General features: G+C 58.3%; 17 protein-coding genes. 6 read left to right on the top strand and 11 right to left on the bottom strand.

The genetic code is table 11. The features are described 5' to 3' along the window. The first annotated feature begins 99 nt into the window (after positions 1-99). Both ACFSE1_RS10145 and ACFSE1_RS10150 read left to right on the top strand, forming a co-directional pair. Entirely contained in the window at positions 100-1,257 is a 1,158-nt protein-coding gene (locus ACFSE1_RS10145) for a PA0069 family radical SAM protein (RefSeq protein ID WP_377400268.1), read from the top strand. Positions 1,258-1,580: 323 nt separating this feature from the next. Next, on the top strand, positions 1,581-2,234 hold the full coding sequence (locus ACFSE1_RS10150) for a ribonuclease HII (protein ID WP_377400271.1): 654 nt from the start codon (positions 1,581-1,583) through the stop codon (positions 2,232-2,234). 189 nt (positions 2,235-2,423) lie between these two features. Here ACFSE1_RS10150 and ACFSE1_RS10155 read toward each other — a convergent pair whose 3' ends face one another. From ACFSE1_RS10155 to ACFSE1_RS10205, 11 genes are all read right to left on the bottom strand, one after another. Further along, a complete protein-coding gene (locus tag ACFSE1_RS10155; protein WP_377400274.1) occupies positions 2,424-2,909 on the bottom strand; it encodes a F0F1 ATP synthase subunit B in 486 nt (161 codons plus the stop codon). Between the two features lie 5 nt (positions 2,910-2,914). Further along, on the bottom strand, positions 2,915-3,535 hold the full coding sequence (locus ACFSE1_RS10160) for a F0F1 ATP synthase subunit B (protein WP_377400277.1): 621 nt from the start codon (positions 3,533-3,535) through the stop codon (positions 2,915-2,917). A gap of 82 nt (positions 3,536-3,617) precedes the next feature. Next, complete coding sequence (locus ACFSE1_RS10165) at positions 3,618-3,845, bottom strand: F0F1 ATP synthase subunit C (protein ID WP_137132375.1); 228 nt, start codon at positions 3,843-3,845, stop codon at positions 3,618-3,620. 70 nt (positions 3,846-3,915) lie between these two features. Beyond that, complete coding sequence (locus tag ACFSE1_RS10170) at positions 3,916-4,665, bottom strand: F0F1 ATP synthase subunit A (RefSeq protein WP_377400280.1); 750 nt, start codon at positions 4,663-4,665, stop codon at positions 3,916-3,918. Between the two features lie 61 nt (positions 4,666-4,726). Further along, the gene (locus tag ACFSE1_RS10175) at positions 4,727-5,077 is read right to left on the bottom strand and encodes an AtpZ/AtpI family protein (RefSeq protein ID WP_377400283.1); all 351 of its coding nucleotides are present in this window, start codon (positions 5,075-5,077) and stop codon (positions 4,727-4,729) included. Positions 5,078-5,307: 230 nt separating this feature from the next. Further along, positions 5,308-6,483, bottom strand: coding sequence for a cell wall hydrolase (locus ACFSE1_RS10180; RefSeq protein ID WP_377400789.1), 1,176 nt, complete (start codon positions 6,481-6,483; stop codon positions 5,308-5,310). Positions 6,484-6,606: 123 nt separating this feature from the next. Beyond that, positions 6,607-8,520, bottom strand: coding sequence for a potassium transporter Kup (locus tag ACFSE1_RS10185; RefSeq protein WP_377400286.1), 1,914 nt, complete (start codon positions 8,518-8,520; stop codon positions 6,607-6,609). A 14-nt stretch (positions 8,521-8,534) separates the two neighbouring features. Continuing rightward, positions 8,535-9,506: a magnesium transporter CorA family protein gene (locus ACFSE1_RS10190; protein ID WP_377400289.1), complete on the bottom strand. Its 972-nt coding sequence runs from the start codon at positions 9,504-9,506 to the stop codon at positions 8,535-8,537. A gap of 147 nt (positions 9,507-9,653) precedes the next feature. Beyond that, entirely contained in the window at positions 9,654-10,826 is a 1,173-nt protein-coding gene (locus ACFSE1_RS10195) for an Mrp/NBP35 family ATP-binding protein (protein WP_377400292.1), read from the bottom strand. 470 nt (positions 10,827-11,296) lie between these two features. Beyond that, complete coding sequence (locus ACFSE1_RS10200) at positions 11,297-12,028, bottom strand: LuxR family transcriptional regulator (RefSeq protein WP_377400295.1); 732 nt, start codon at positions 12,026-12,028, stop codon at positions 11,297-11,299. Between the two features lie 168 nt (positions 12,029-12,196). Then, complete coding sequence (locus ACFSE1_RS10205; protein WP_377400298.1) at positions 12,197-12,976, bottom strand: IclR family transcriptional regulator; 780 nt, start codon at positions 12,974-12,976, stop codon at positions 12,197-12,199. A 96-nt stretch (positions 12,977-13,072) separates the two neighbouring features. Between ACFSE1_RS10205 and ACFSE1_RS10210 the strand changes: the two genes are divergently transcribed. The 4 genes from ACFSE1_RS10210 to ACFSE1_RS10225 are packed head-to-tail and all read left to right on the top strand — an operon-like array spanning position 13,073 to position 16,293. Continuing rightward, positions 13,073-13,837 carry an SDR family NAD(P)-dependent oxidoreductase gene (locus tag ACFSE1_RS10210; RefSeq protein ID WP_377400301.1) on the top strand — a complete coding sequence of 255 codons (765 nt, stop codon included), beginning with the start codon at positions 13,073-13,075 and terminating at the stop codon, positions 13,835-13,837. Beyond that, positions 13,837-14,757 (top strand): 2-dehydro-3-deoxygalactonokinase, encoded by a 921-nt coding sequence (locus ACFSE1_RS10215; protein ID WP_377400304.1) that lies wholly within the window; start codon positions 13,837-13,839, stop codon positions 14,755-14,757. The genes ACFSE1_RS10210 and ACFSE1_RS10215 overlap by 1 nt, the downstream gene beginning before the upstream one ends. A gap of 13 nt (positions 14,758-14,770) precedes the next feature. Beyond that, positions 14,771-15,409 carry a 2-dehydro-3-deoxy-6-phosphogalactonate aldolase gene (locus ACFSE1_RS10220; RefSeq protein ID WP_377400307.1) on the top strand — a complete coding sequence of 213 codons (639 nt, stop codon included), beginning with the start codon at positions 14,771-14,773 and terminating at the stop codon, positions 15,407-15,409. Then, a complete protein-coding gene (locus ACFSE1_RS10225) occupies positions 15,406-16,293 on the top strand; it encodes an SMP-30/gluconolactonase/LRE family protein (protein ID WP_377400310.1) in 888 nt (295 codons plus the stop codon). The genes ACFSE1_RS10220 and ACFSE1_RS10225 overlap by 4 nt, the downstream gene beginning before the upstream one ends. Positions 16,294-16,480 lie beyond the last annotated feature (187 nt).

Raw genomic sequence — 16,480 nt, forward strand, 5'->3', positions numbered from 1 at the left:
ATCATCAGGCTACGCCAAATTTGTTCTTGCAATGTTCTCTTTTGCGCGTTAGGTTCAACGCATCGCTCGGCAGTGGCCGCAGGCGTCAGGAGTTTTCCAATGAACGAGTTGTCGCAGTTGCGGCAGGTTGCATTTGCGCCTGCCCATGGGGCAGATATTGCCGATGCTCTGGTTCAGTCTTCCGGCCTCAGGGTGGAGGAAGAACGTCGCCGTGGCCGTGGCGCAGGTCTCAATCCAAGCGGCCGTTTTGAGGAAAAGCGCCGCGAAAGCTTCGACGATGGCTGGCAGAGCCTGGAAGAGCTGGAACCGTTCAAGACGACGGTGCAGATCGAAAAACCGAAGACTGCCATCACGCGCAACGATTCTCCCGACATTCCCTTTGACCGTTCGGTCAACCCCTATCGTGGCTGCGAACATGGCTGCATCTATTGCTTCGCCAGACCGACACATAGCTATATGGGGCTTTCCGCCGGGCTGGATTTCGAGGCCAAGCTTTTTGCAAAACCGGACGCACCACGCCTTCTGGAACGCGAATTGAGCAAGCCCGACTACAAGGTCAAGCCGATTGCCATTGGCACCAATACCGACCCATACCAGCCCATCGAAAAGGAATGGCGCATCATGCGCCAGCTTCTGGAAGTGCTGAGCAAAGCCAATCATCCGGTCATGATTGTCACCAAATCGGCCATGGTTACACGCGATATCGACATCCTGTCCGATATGGCGGCGAAGGGGCTGGCGAAAGTGGCAATTTCCGTGACGACGCTGGATCGCAAACTGGCTCGCACCATGGAGCCGCGCTGCTCCACCCCGGAAAAACGGCTCGATGCCATCCGCCAGCTAAGCGATGCAGGCATTCCAACGGCGACCCTTGTTTCGCCGCTGATACCAGCCCTCAACGATCATGAGTTGGAGCGCATTCTGGAGGCCGCCAAGGCCGCTGGTGCATCGGTGGCAGGCTATATCCTGCTGCGACTTCCCTTGGAGGTCAGCCCCCTCTTTCGCGACTGGTTGTTGCGCCACTACCCGGAGCGCTACCGGCATGTGATGTCGCTCATCAAATCCATGCGCGGAGGAAAGGATTACGACGCTGAATTCGGAAAGCGCATGAAGGGAGAAGGCCCCTATGCCTGGCAAATTTCCCGCCGCTTCGAAATGGCAACGAAACGCCTTGGTCTCGGTCGACGTGGCGTGGCCCTGCGGGATGATCTGTTCATTCGCCCGGATGGCGGCGGCATTCAGCTATCGCTGCTATAGCTAAGCGGAGCGGATGCGCTGCTCGTTCTCAAAGCTCATGAAAGTGAAAGGCAATATGGAGCCGCGAGGGATAGCGGTTTGCTGCATGATCTTCTGAAACACCTGACGTTCTGAATCAAACCAAGGGCTTGCGCGGCTTCCCTGAAACTTTGGCGCAAATGCTCTTCACAGGTCAGATGAAGGTGTGAATCTTAAAGTTTCAGTTCCAGCCGCCGCAGCTGGTTCGCCCCGTATGCCTGATCCCCTCAGGCAGGAAGCCGCACCGCCTGAATTGGCTTCCACGGGGCTTGCAGGAGATCGGGTGTGCGTGCGAGTGAAGCCGCATGTCACGTGTCACGCCACCCGATTCTCCCGCCCTTTTTGAACTGGCGGCTCCGCAACCCGATTTCAGTCTGGAAACGGCTGCACGCCGGGCTGGCTTCTGGCCCGTTGCTGGCACCGATGAGGCCGGTCGTGGCCCGCTTGCAGGGCCTGTGGTGGCGGCCGCCGTGATCCTCGATCCCGATCATATTCCTGCCGGACTGAATGATTCAAAGCAGTTGACGCTCAAGCAGCGCGAGCGCTTGTTCGAGGAAATCCTTGATACCGCTCATGTTTCCATAGCCTCATCCGGCCCCCGCAGCATTGATGAGCAGAACATTCTGCGCGCCAGCCTGGATGCCATGCGACGGGCAGTCGCCGGTCTACCCATCAGAGCGGATTATCTTCTCGTCGATGGGCGCGATGTGCCACCTGCGCTGGATTGTGAAGCCAAGGCTATCATTCAGGGCGATGCCCGCAGCCTCTCAATTGCCGCAGCCTCCGTCATTGCCAAGGTAACCCGCGACCGGATGATGGGGCGCGCCGATGCACTCTTCGGAAACTACGGCTTTGCAAAACATTCCGGCTATGGCACTGCACATCACCGGCGCGCTATCGAGGAACACGGCCCCTGCCCGCTCCATCGCATGAGCTTCCGCCCCCTGCGCAAGGACTAACCCAAGGTAGACTATTAGCCGCACATGGCTTCACGCGGTCTGGGAAAAGTCGTGTCCAGAAAACGGCACCATGCACGCTTGCGTCTTTGGCTATGTGCGGAGGTGCAATACATAGACGCCCAATCCAGAACGCAGAAAAGGCCGGGTTTCCCCAGCCTTTTCATAAACATTGTAACAGGATCAGAAGGATCAGTTCAAACGAGCCTTAACCTGACCGACCGACTGGGCGAACAAAGCCTGCTGTGTTGAACTATCTGCCTTGGAGGCGATGATCTTCTCAGCAGCTGCAATTGCCAGATCAACTGCTGCGGCACGCACGGCGCCAATGGCATCCGCTTCTGCCTGACGAATCTTCTGTTCGGACAGCGCATTGCGGCGGGCCACGAACTCCTCCGTCTTCTGACGCGCTTCTTCGGTCAGGGCAGCAGCTTCACGCTCTGCAGAAGCAATGATGTTTGCAGCATCGGCTTCCGCTTCCTGGCGCTTCTTCGCGTATTCTGCCACCAGAGCCTGAGCTTCTTCGCGCAGGCGCTTGGCCTGCTCCAGCTCGTCACGGATGTTGTCGGCGCGCTTGTCCAGAGCGCTAGCCATCATGCCGGGGACCTTGAGGTAGGCCAGAAGCACGAAGAACAGGATGAGTGCAACAAGTGCAAAGAATGATGCGTCCAATGCCATGGTGCTCAAGCCTCTACTTTGGCAGCGGAAACCGCAGCCCGGATGTCGTCGGCAGATGCCTTGGCGCCGATCAGCTGATCGACGATGGCTGTCGTAGCCTCTTCGGCGATAGCGCCGACCTCGGCAAACGCCTGCGCCTTGATGTCGCCAATGCGTGCTTCAGCAGCAGCAATCTTGGCAACCAGCTCAGCTTCGATCGCGGCACGATCAGCGGCTGCCTTGGCCTTGGCGGCTTCACGTGCGCTTTCAGCGATTGCGCTGCCCTTTGCGCGGGCATCCGCAAGTTCTTTTTCGTAGGTCTCGACAGCGGCGTCAGCTTCAGCCTTCAGGCGCGACGCTTCATCAAGATCCTGCGCGATGCGGTCATGGCGGTGTTCGAGGATACCGCCGAGACGCGGTACGATCACCTTCTGCATGACCCAGTAGAATGCAGCAAAAGTGATGACGAGCCACAGGACCTGCGACGCATAGTTCGAGCTATCGAAGGGCGGAAACACGCCAGTGGCATGATCACCGTGCGCCACACCGGTTTCAGTATGGACTTCGCCAGCCGGTTGAACGCCAACTGCTGCATTCGTATCGCCATTGGCCGGCGCGCCTTGCGCGAATGCCGGTGTCACGAACATCATCACCTCCAGGGGTATTCAAATACGAAGAATCACGGCGCGCTGTATTTCGAGCGGCCGTGATCCAAACTCCAGGCCGATATTAGACGGCGAACAGGAGAAGAAGAGCAACGAGCAGCGAGAAGATGCCCAGAGCTTCCGTAACGGCGAAGCCGAATACCAGACGGCCGAACTGGCTGTCAGCGGCAGACGGGTTGCGCAGAGCGCCGGTGAGGTAATCACCGAAAATGCGGCCGAGTGCGAGGGACGTACCAGCCATGCCGAGGCATGCGAGACCCGCGCCGATGAACTTTGCTGCTTCCGCTTCCATATGGATACTCCTTCGAAATGGTTGTTGCGGCTAGTAAGGGCCCGGCATGCCGGGACCCGCGACTATATTCTCAGTGACCACCATGCACGGCGTCGTTCAGGTACATGCAAGTCAGTACCGCGAAGACATATGCCTGCAAGAAAGCAACGAGAAATTCGAGAGCAGTCATGGCGACTGTCATCAAGAGCGGCAGAACCGCGCCGCCAACACCGAGTGCACCGAGCGCACTCATGGAAGCAACGAAGCCTGCGAAAACCTTCAGCGTGATGTGACCGGCAAGCATGTTGGCGAAGAGACGCACAGACAGACTGATCGGGCGCGACAGGAAGGAGATGATCTCGATGGAAGACACCAGCGGCAGCAGCACCTTGGGCACGCCAGACGGCGCAAACACACTGAGGAAATGCAGGCCATGCTTATAGAAACCGTAGATCACCACCGTCAGAATGACAAACAATGCCAATACGAAGGTGACGATGATCTGGCTGGTAACCGTGAAGAAATACGGGAACATGCCGAGCAGGTTCGCGGTCAGCACGAACATGAACAGCGAGAAAACCATGGGGAAGAACTTCATGCCCTGGTTGCCGGCGCCTTCGCGCAGCATCGAGGCGATGAATTCATAGGACATCTCCGCCACCGACTGCATGCGTGTGGGGATGAGCCCGCGGCTGGACGTGGCCAGATACAGGAAGCCCGCCGCACTGGCGACTGTCGCAACCATGAACAGCGAAGCGTTGGTGAACGAGAAGTCGATGCCACCGATTTCGATCGGGACGATCTTGAAGACCTGGAACTGATGCGTCGGATCGTTGGCCACCGCTTTACCTTCTCTCTTCCTTGCACCCGCCGCAATCGGCAGATTACCTCATCACGTCGTTTCAGCTGCCGCCCTTGTGGTCACCGTCCCCGAAGGATCCCGGCTGGGCAACCATACCCAGGGCACGCAGCACATTCAGCACACCGGCGCAAAAACCAAGCAGGAGTAGAACGATCATCCCCCAAGGCCCCGTACCGGCAAAACGGTCGAGCAGATAGCCAAGCAAACCGCCCACAGCGATGGCCGCAATAAACTCAGAGGAAATTTTCAACCCGAGAGCCATTCCCTTACGGCTTTCCTCGGATTGCTTTTCCTTTGCGGTTTCCACTGCCTCGCTGCGCTCTCTTGCCGCCAGTTTTGCGGAAAGAGCCTCGCGTCGTTGCTCCAGACTATCATCCCTGTTGTCCGTCATGCGCCTCTCCCTGGCTTCAGCAGGCTGCATTTGCAGCCTCAAGCCTCTCTCGAAGCCTTGGGAAATAGCGCCTTCCGGCCCGTTTTGAAGTCGGGCGCAACATAGTTTTGCGCGCCCCCATAGTCAAGGCGTTAACCGAGGCTCATCCAGAACAAAATCATCACGTGAAATCAATTATTTAGGGGAGACGTATATGCTTTATGCCCCCGCGACGACGGAATCACCCGCCGTCAGCTCCAGCCGCCGCCATAGGTGCGGTAAAAGACGTGCAGCCCTATGCGGCCTACCTTTTTCATGGTGCGGGCCCAGTTTGGCCGCACATAAACCGCATGATAATGGGTTGAAGAGCCTACTTCCTTGAGCCAGATCCTGCCCGCAGTCGTTGCCAGGGCAACCTCGCGCGCCAGTTTCCAATGCTGCTCGGAGCGTATTCTGTCCTTGATATTGTCACAGGCAAAAGAGAACTGGCAGCGGTTGCGCCAATCTTCATTCTGGTAAACCACACCACAAATTGTCTTGGGATAAGCCGGATTGCGCACGCGGTTGAGGATAACCTGAGCGACGGCGGCCTGTCCGCGCACCGATTCGCCACGCGCCTCGAAGTAAATTCCAGATGCCAGGCATTGCTGTTCTTCCGGCGTAAACACACCAGCTGGCAGCGGCGTTGCCGCCCAGGCATGATCGTCCGGCCCGATGCTGGGGACGAAGCGGCCATTATCCTTCTTTTCCGTCAGAATGGCATCGAAGGGCGACTGACGGGCAAAATCGGGCTTGGCCGGCGCAAAGGCGGTAGCCAGAACATCACCCTTGTCATTGTTCATCAGGCTCGCCACCATGGGCGAGACAGCCGTCTGCGGCTTCTTTTCCTCCTCACGACGGAAATAGAAAGCAGCAAGCTTCACTTCTTCGGCTGCCTTGGGGGGCTTTACGAAAGCGACATGATCGGCGTTGCGGGCCACCGGGGCCAAAAGTGAGCTGCTGCGCTGAAGCACGGATCCGGCGCTGAAGGCGCGCGGCGGCAGCATAGGCTCTACAGCAACCACCCGCCCCTTCTTGCCGGAACGATTAACACGCTCTTCATCCGGCACGGTCTGGTCATTCTTGGAACCCGCCGTAAAGGCAATCTTGCGCCCATCGGGCAAGGATAGGCCCGCATCGGCAACCAGCCTCTGCTCTTCGGCCGGAAAGGCAAGCTCTGCGGTGTGCAAAGAGCCTGCGGGCGAATTGGTCAGCACCATCCGCCATTGGGCGCTTCCACGATCGAAACCGGTGAACAGATCGGTCAGATCGCCGTGACCGGGAAGAGAGGGAAAAACAAGCCAGGCCACCAGCCCGAGACATGCGGGCGAGGTCCAGCGGTCGCGCAGGGAAAGCCGCCCTGTTCTTCTTACTTTACGCAGATCCACACGCAAAACCGCATACTCCAACGCGTCAACTCTTCAGCGAGGAGAATCTAATATTAACCTAAATGGAGGGTTAACGCGCAGGGACTCACGCCCGCCTTCACGCGAGCGTGAGGGATCTCCTCGTCAAATAATGACGTGCGAACCGAGTTCCACCACGCGATTGGCGGGCAGATGGAAGTAATCCGACGGATCGGTGGAGGTGTTGGCCAGCGCGATGAAGAGGCGATCCTGCCACATGGGCATGCCTGATTCGGCATCCGGCACCAGCTTGCGACGCCCGAGATAGAAAGAGGTCGACATGATATCGAACTTGATGCCGCATTTGCGCAGATAGCCCAGTGCCTGTGAGACATTGTGCGACTGCATGAAGCCGTAGCGCAGCTCGATCAAGGTGAAGCGATCGTTCAGCTTTTCGACGGAGAAACTGTTTTCCTGCGCCACACGCGGCTTGTTGACCGTGCGGATCGTCAAGATCACATTCTTTTCATGCAGAACATGATTGTGCTTCAAATTGTGCATCAGGGCGGCAGGCGCCGATTCCGGATCGCTGGTCAGGAAGATCGCGGTTCCCGGAACATTGACCGGCGCATGCGCGCTCTTGTTTTCGATCGATTTTTCGATCGAGGTGGCAAAGCTGGTCAATGGCACATCGATACGCTTGGTCTTTTCCGCAAGAATGAGCGTTCCGCGCTTCCACGTCCACATGATCAGTGTGAAGGCGATGGCCATCAAGACGGGCACATAGCCGCCATCATGGATCTTCAACAGGTTCGCGCCAAGGAAGATCAACTCCAGCACAAGCAGGGGTGCCAGTGCCACAGCTGCCAGAAGACGCGGCCAGTGCCAGCGCGCCCGCACGAATTCAAACGCCATCAGCGTTGTCACCACCATGGCACCGGTGACGGAAATACCATAGGCCGTGGCCAGCGCATCGGAGCTTTCAAAGCCCAGCACAAGCGCCAGAACACCCACCAAAAGGATGATGTTCACGGCAGGCAGGAAGATCTGCCCCGTATTGGTTTCCGATGTGAAAAGGATCTGCATGCGCGGCAGATAGCCAAGGTGAATTGCCTGACGCACCAGTGAGAAGCCCCCGGTGATGACTGCCTGGCTGGCAATGATGGTGGCAGCCGTCGCCAGAAGCACCATGGGCAGAAGCGCCCAGGAGGGGAACATCAGATAGAAGGGGTTTTCCATGGTTTCGGGATGCTTCATCACCAAAGCCCCCTGCCCCAGATAATTCAGTGTGAGCGCCGGGAAGACCAGCAGGAACCAGGCCCACTGAATGGGGCGGCGTCCGAAATGGCCGAGATCCGCATAAAGAGCTTCCGCCCCCGTGACCGTCAGGAACACCGCTCCGAGCACCACGATACCGACAAATTGCTCGTGAATGAGGAAGGTCACCGCATAGATCGGGTTGAAGGCCCAGAGGATCGAAATATCATCGGTGATATGCAGAACGCCGCCGGCACCCATGGCGATGAACCAGACCGCCGTGATGGGGCCGAAATAACGGGAAACCTTGGCTGTTCCCTGTGACTGGATGGCGAAGAGCGCAATCAGGATGACCACCGAGATCGGCAGCACCCACTCATCGAAAGCGGGGGTGACGAGTTTCAGGCCCTCCACCGCAGACATGACCGAAAGGGCTGGCGTGATCATGGCATCGCCCAGAAACAGCGCTGCTCCGATGAGCCCGAGAAAGATCAGGATCGTCTTGCTGCCGCCTGCGGTCTTGATCAACATGGCCAGCAGGGACAGCGTGCCGCCCTCACCGTCGTTATCCGCTCTCAGCAGAAACAGCACATATTTGATGGTGACGATGATGGTCAGCGTCCAGATCATCAGCGAGATGATGCCGATGATCTCCATCTGCGTCACGCCATCGGCGGACACCGGGCGCAGCGCCTCGCGAAAGGCATAAAGCGGACTTGTGCCAATATCGCCATAGACGACGCCGATCGAGCCGATCGTCAGCCCCACAAAGTGTCTGAGGCTGTTCGGGTCTTGAGTCTGTGCATCAGAAGCATGAGCCATCGGGTGATCTGGCGTCAAAGCCAGCCTTTCCAACGAAAGAAAAAGAAGGGGACTACGGCTGAAACAAGCATGGCGACAAGCGCCAGCGGATAGCCATGACTCCAGTTGAGTTCCGGCATGAACTGGAAATTCATGCCGTAAATGGATGCCACGAGGGTGGGCGGCAGAAAGACCACCGAGGCAATGGAGAAGATCTTGATGATTGCATTCTGCTCAACATTGATCAGGCCCAATGAAGCATCCAGAAGGAAAGAAATATTGCCCGCCACAAAACCCGCATGCTCCGAAAGCGTGGTCACGTCCCGTCCCACAGTCGCGCACAGATTGCGCACATTCTCGTCGCTCTGAATAGCGGGGGTGTTCAAAAGAAATGTGATTAGTCGCGAGAGCGAGCCCAGGCTGTCGCGCACTTTGCCCACCAAACGATGGGATTCGGCGATTTCAGCCAGCTTACCTTCGAGAAATTTGGGTGGTCGCCGTGTTTCCCTGTCGCGGAAGATATCGCTCGAAAGCCGGTCAAGGCGGGCTATGGCCGTCTCGAGAATTTCTGCGGTCCTGTCGGCAATGGTCTCAAGCAGATGGGCCAGCAGCGTCGGGCCGTTGCACGCATCCTCCGGCACGCGCCCCAAGGCCGCGATGAACAGGTTGAAGGACTTCGGATCAGCATAGCGCACGGTGACCAGACGATCGCCGGACAGAATGAAGCCGACATCGGTCAGCTGCGGATCGTGCGAGTCAGCCCGCCAGACAAGCGAGGCGGTCATATAGATCGCACCCTGCTCCAGATAGAGCCGGCTGGAAGGCTCAATGTCCTTCAATTCGTCGCGGGTTGGAATGTCAACGCCCAGCAATTGCTCGACATGGCTTTCCTCTTTCGGCCCGGGGCCGATCAGGTCAAGCCAGACGATGCCTTCGGGAAAGGCAGCCAGCGGCTCTTCCGGCGAGAGCCTCATCGTCGAGCCATCGGACAGGTAGGCGTTGATCAAGCAGCAACTCCGTGCCGGAAACACGCGGCACATGTTAACCCGGACCAGCTTTTTTTCGTTCCCTCAGGTGAGGAGCTGGCCCAAACGAAGGCGGCGTATAAGACTAGCCCCCTTCGATTGCAAGCAAAACGAGTCGCATTACCGCCTTTACTCGAATAGGATTGCCGGAGCCTGGCGCTGTTTGCTTCCGGTAAACTGCTCCCAAACGCGCTTTGCAATGTCGCGATAGATCAGGGCCGAAGGGCCTTGCGGATCGGAAACCACGACGGGTGTTCCGGCATCGGATTTCTCGCGGATATCCATAGTCAGCGGCACTTCGCCGAGGAATGGCACGCCAATCCGCTCAGCCTCGGCGCGGGCACCGCCATGGCCGAATATATCGTAGCGCGCGCCAGTATCGGGAGCGAGGAAGTAGCTCATGTTCTCGACAATGCCGAGAAGCGGAACTTCCACCTTCCTGAACATGGCAATGCCCTTGCGCGCATCGATCAGGGCCAGATCCTGCGGCGTGGAAATGATGACCGCACCAGCCAGCGGCACCTGTTGCGCCATGGTCAGTTGCGCATCGCCCGTACCGGGGGGCATGTCGACAATCAGTACATCCAGCTCACCCCAGGCCACGTCCCGCAGCATCTGAAGAATGGCGGACTGAACCATGGGGCCACGCCAGATCATGGCGGCATCCTCTTCCACAAGGAAGCCCATGGACATGGCCTTGAGGCCATAATTTTCCATCGGCACGATGATCCGGTTCTCGATCTGTTGCGGGCGGCCGGAAATCTTCAGAAGCTTCGGCACCGACGGGCCGTAAATATCCGCATCCAGGATGCCGACCCGCAGGCCGTTGGCCAGCATTCCAAGCGCAAGATTGACGGCGGTCGTGGATTTGCCAACTCCACCTTTGCCCGAGGCCACAGCGATGATGGCACCGACGCCGGGGACACCCGCCTTTTGGGGACGCACAGCACCGGCTTGTGGACCTGGCGCATGGGAATGACCATGCGCGTGTCCATGGGCATGAGAATGGCCGTGGCCGACAGCGGCGGGCTTTGCCGTCGGCGCACCGGCCTTGCGATCCGCCGTCAGCGTGACCAAGGCACTCTTTACGCCGGGTATTGCAGTAACCGATCGTTCGGCCGCCATGCGAAGGGGCTCCAACTCCTTGGCCCGTTCTGCCGGAACGGAAATGGAGAAATAGACCTTACCGTCGGCGATAAAAACATCCGACACCATGTTCCGGGATACGATATCACCTTCCAGGTCCGGGCCGCGCACCTTTCGCAAAGCCTCGATAACCGTATCCTTCGTTACTTCGGACATGCCTGCTCCTGCTGACTGCCCATCATCTGGTGAGGGCGTGGAAATAGTATTGGAGAGACATATAGGTTCGCTGGCGCAACGGTGGCAACCCGCTATCGCAGGATAGACCTCTTGTGCGGCAATCGGCGGTAGGACGTCCGGACGAGAAACGCCGCCGCCCGGCTGCTGCGCTTTGGCAACGCGCATGCCAGACGACGGCTTTTTCTTCTCCGCGCATCTTCGTGCGCTTTTCAGTCCCCTCTGGACCAATGACTGACATGCACAGGGCATGCCAGTTCGAGAGAAAGGGAAACTTTTTTCGAGACGCGCCGTGTTTTCCGCTTTGGCAAACGGCTGAGGCAACGACCTTATTCTTTCCTTTGCCTATCGCTCACCCGATGCAATGCACGGCACGCTTGCGCACTGCCGGTTTTTTGTGCGTCGCAGCCTGCACAAAAAATGTAGCTTAGATGCCTGTATGACGGCATCGTCTATTTGATCAATCCGAGGCGCAAAGCCTTCGCTACCGTCTGCGTGCGGTTGACCGCATCCAGCTTCTTGGTGGCCCGGTTGAGGTAATGATTGACGGTGTGCTCCGAAAGCTGCAGGATTTCAGCAATTTCGGCGCTTGTCTTTCCGGCCGCCGTCCAGATCAGGCAGGAAATTTCCCGCTCCACCAGATCGCCGCCCGTTTTTTCATCCCGCTGGCGAATGCCTGCAAGGCGCTGGAAGATATGGATGGAGAGAAAGGAAAGCTCCATCATCTCCGTGAGCGTGAACTCGGCCTTGTCACCGGAGAAGGAAACGCAGCCCCTTCGGCCTGAGTCGTCATGGACAGGAAAGATTGCGCTATTCGTCAGACCAAACCGTTCAAACAGGCGCTTGGATGTGTCGTCTCCCCGCTCCGCCGCGATTTGGTCCATGGAGAATGTGAAGGGGATGGTGGTGTCCCTCAGCTTGCGCACAAGAGGGCTGGTGTGGAGCAGTTGCGCCTTGTCGAAGAGGGTCAAAAGCTCGCTCGGCCAGTTTGTGATAATCGTCTTGCCGGACAACTCCAACGTTGCAGGATCCGGAAGCTGCGCGATCAGGAAGGCGCGGTTGCCATAGCCCTCCGCCAGTCTGCGCATGAAACGGAAAATGTCGAACTGTGTTTCCAGTGCGGCCAGTTCATCAAGCCAGCGAGCAATCGGGGTTTCGGCTAACTGCCGCTGATCTATGTCCATGATTTTATCTGCGAATCCTAAAGCTTGGTCAGCTGATACGACCGACGAAGCGGCGCTGCCGGATGCACGCTTACCGCAGGATGCCTATTGGCGCTATTGCAACTTTTCGCAACTGAACGGTAAATCGACAGGAATTATCGAGTGAAAAAGGACGGATTCTGCGACAGATTAACGACTCGGGCCAAGCCCGGACAGAATATCGGCGACAATGTCTTGCGCAGCCTCTTTGACAGCCGGAGCCCAAAGGCTCAACTGTTCCAGATCGGTACGGAACGCTGGTGCGGTTACTGATATACCCCCTAGAAAGTCCTGATCCGGCACATGAATGGGCGCGGCAACGCAGCGAATCCCAACTTGGTGTTCTTCCAGATCAAAGGCGCAACCCTCTTGTTTTGCAGCCTCCAGCTGGCGCTTGAGCGAGGATTTGTCGACCAGCGTGTGCGGTGTGAATTTATTAATCATCAATTGATCTAGGCGCGAATGCAGCTCACTTTCCGAGAGGCAGGACAGCGCTGCCTTGCCGATTCCCGTGCAGTAGACAGGAGAGGTATTGCCCACCTGCGAATGCATGCGCACGGCCTGCTTGCTCTCCAGCTTGTCGAGATAAATGATCTCCGTGCCGCGCAGCATGCCAAGATGGACGGTTTCGCCCGTGGCCTCATGCAGCGCCAGCATGTGCCGTTCCGCAAGCTGACGAACCGAACTTCTTGCCCATGCGCGCGATGCAAAGGCCAGAAGGCGCAAGCCCGGCGAAAACGCTCCGTCCTTGTTCTGATCGAGCAGACCTTCCGCCAGAAGGTGGCGCAATTGCCGATGAAGGCTGCCGCGTGGCTGTCCGGTCATTTTCAGAAGATCGGTGAAGCGCACAGGCTCATCGCAGCGTGAAACGAGATCAATAAGCTGAACCGCCTTGCCGAGCGTTCCCGTATCCTGCTTTTCCTGAGCCATGCGCGGCATCCCAACTTGACAATGAGCCCAGGTTAGATCTTGTATTCCGAATAGTCAAACTTAGTTCCGAATAATGGAACTGCTGCGGAGGGCGCGATGAGCGGGGCAAGGCATCCAGATCTGGCGGGGCGCGGCGTCCTCATCACCGGCGGCGGGTCCGGCATCGGTGCGGCTCTCACGGAGGCCTTTGCCGCCCAGGGCGCGAAGGTGGCATTCATCGATATTGCGGAAGATCCATCCCTTGCTTTGGCCGAGCGGCTTTCCCGCACTCACGGCCAGACTGTTCATTACATCAAGGCGGACCTGCGCGATGTGGCGGCAATCCGCAATGCGGTTGAAGAGGCGGCGGCAAAGCTTGGGCAGCTTGGCATCCTCATCAACAATGCAGCGCTCGATGACCGTCACGACCTTCTGGAGATGACAGAGGAATACTGGGACAAGAACCAGGCCATCAATGTGCGCCACATGGCCTTTGCGGCGCAGGCGGCGGCCCCTCATCTGATTGCGGATGGTCAAGGGGCCATTGTGAACATGTCGTCCATCGCCTTCCTGTTGAACATGGGGGCCATGCCCGCCTATGAAACGGCGAAGGCGGGTGTGCTGGGGCTGACGAAAAGCCTGGCGGGACGGCTTGGGCCGCAAGGCGTCCGGGTCAATGCCATTTTGCCCGGCATGATCGTGACCGACCGGCAGTTGAAGCTGTGGCTGACAGACGAGAGCATGGCGGCGATGCGTGAGCGTCAATGCCTGAAACGCAACCTTTTACCGGCTGATCTGGTGGGGCCGTGCCTGTTTCTGGCATCCTGCGCATCCGGCGCAATGACGGCGCAATGGATCACCGTCGACGGAGGAGTTTTGTAATGAGTGAAGCCGCCTATGTGGCCGTGGATTGGGGAACATCGAGCTTTCGGCTGTGGCTGATGGACCGGCAGGATCAGGTTCTGGCCGAGAGACGGAGCGGCGAAGGCATGACCAGCGCCAGCCAGACCGGCTTTTCCACTGTTCTAAATATGCATTTGCAGGCGGTTCAGGCAGGCCACTCTCTTCCCGTCATCATCTGCGGCATGGCAGGCGCTCGTCAGGGCTGGGTGGAGGCTGGCTATGTGGATGTGCCCGCCCCCCTTTCCTCTGTGCTCAAGGGGGCGGTGCCCGTCAACGGCGAAAGCCGCGACATTCGCATTCTTCCTGGCATTGCCCAGCGCAGCGAAGACATGCCGGATGTCATGCGCGGTGAAGAGACCCAATTGCTCGGCTCATCGCAGCAGGGCGGATCGAGGCTCGTCTGCATGCCCGGAACCCATTCCAAATGGGTGAGCGTGGCGGGTGAAACGGTGAAAGGCTTCTCCTCCTTCATGACCGGCGAGGTGTTCGAAGCCCTTTCCAAGCACACGATCCTGAAGCACGCCATGGCCGAGGCGCAAAGCTTTGACGGCCATCATCCGGCTTTCGTCGCCGCGTTGCAAGCCGCCCATGCCCGGCCCGCCATGTTCACCAATCTCATCTTCACCTGCCGTTCCGGCCAATTGCTGCATGGGCTTGATGCGACCGCCGCTGCAGCGCGCCTCTCCGGCATTCTGATTGGTACAGAAATGGCAGGCGGACTTTCCATCGCCGACCGGAACACGAAGATCCAGCTCGTGGCATCCGGCAAGTTGCAGGCGCTTTATGAAGCTGCCTTCGCGGCACTCGATCTCGACTTTTCAACCGTCGATGCCGATCTTGCCGTGAGAAAGGGGCTGGCCGCCGCCGCCCATTCCTTGTTTTCCGTAGCCCACAATTGAAAGGACCAGCGCCATGAGCCGCATTCCCTTCCCCGACATGAAGCGCCCGCTGGTTGCCATTCTGCGCGGGCTGAAGCCTGAAGAAACGCAAGCCGTTGTTGGCGGCCTGATCGAAACCGGCTTTACCGCCATCGAGATCCCGCTGAATTCGCCCGACCCCTTCCGCTCCATCGAAATGGCGGCCAGACTGGCACCGACCGATTGCCTGATTGGTGCTGGCACCGTGCTGACGGTTGAGGATGTGCGATCGCTGGACGCTGCGGGCGGCAAATTGATGGTCTCTCCCAATGTGGAACCGGAGGTCATTTCCACGGCGGCGGCCAAGGGCATGGTAACGCTTCCCGGCTGCTTTACCGCAACGGAAGCACTGGCTGCTGCACGCGCAGGTGCGACCGGCCTGAAGTTCTTCCCCGCCAGCGTTCTCGGCCCATCGGGCATCAACGCCATCCGCGCGGTTTTGCCGAAGGACCTGCTGATTGCCGCTGTGGGCGGGGTCTCAGATGCGAATTTTGCGGAATATGTCAAAGGCGGCATTACGGCTTTCGGCCTGGGGTCCAGCCTCTATCGTCCGGGCATGAGTGCCGCAGAGGTTATTCAGAAGGCACGTATCACCATCGAAGCCTATGATCGCGCCATGGGAGAAGCCGCATGACTGAGCTGCATGATTTTCAGGGCAGGATCCTGTCCGACGCCGCATGCGAACTGGGCGAAGGCCCGACCTTCGATCCGCATACGGGCACGCTTTACTGGTTCAACATTCTGGGCCAGGAACTGCATGAACTGCACCTCGCCACGGGGGCGAAGAAGGTTCACGCCCTGCCCTGCAAGGCAAGCGTTCTGTCGCGCATCGATGACGAACGGCAGCTTCTGGCAACCGAACAGGGCCTGATGATCCGCAACCGCATCTCAGGCAAGCTGGAGCGTTATCTGGAACTGGAACCGCCGCATATGGGCAATCGCTCCAATGATGGACGCGTTCACCAGAGCGGCGCGCTGTGGATTGGCACCATGGGACTAAAGGCCCAGGATGGCGCGGGCTCGATCTATCATGTGGCGAAAGGCAATATCACGCGCCTGTTTACCGGGATCAGCATTCCAAACTGCATCTGCTTCTCGCCAGACGGCTCGATTGCCTATTTCACCGATACGCGCGTCAACCGCATCATGCGCGTGTCGCTCGATCCGGCCACCGGCCTGCCGAAGGAAGACCCTTCCGTCTTCATCGACACGAGCGACCGGGGTGGCGGCGCAGATGGCGCAGTCTGTGATCGGGAAGGACATCTCTGGAATGCGCGCTGGGGTGAAGGTGCCATCGACAGATACTCCGCCGGAGGACGTTATCTGGCCCGCTACAAGCTCCCGACGGCTCGCACCTCCTGCCCAGCCTTTTTTGGCGAGAAGGCCGAACGCATGTTTGTGACGACGGCATTCGAGGGCGCAAGCGCACAGGAAATGGCCGAAGACAGGCAGGCAGGCTTTACCTTTGAGCTTGGCATAGAGGTTCAGGGACGTTTCGAACCCGATTACACACTTTGAAGCACACGTTGCAAAAGATCGCGCAAACCGTTGAAAGGCAAAAATGTTCCGGCATTTTTGCCTCTTTTTTTCGCAAACATCTTCGGAACTTACCTCCTGCGGGCGCATTTCCCTCTCGAACCGGCGCGGAGATAGACAACAAAGCAGCCGCGCTTTCGCTGAAACACCCAAGGAAGGTAGATTCGAG

Source organism: Affinirhizobium helianthi (assembly GCF_042680945.1).
Taxonomy (GTDB): domain Bacteria; phylum Pseudomonadota; class Alphaproteobacteria; order Rhizobiales; family Rhizobiaceae; genus Neorhizobium; species Neorhizobium helianthi.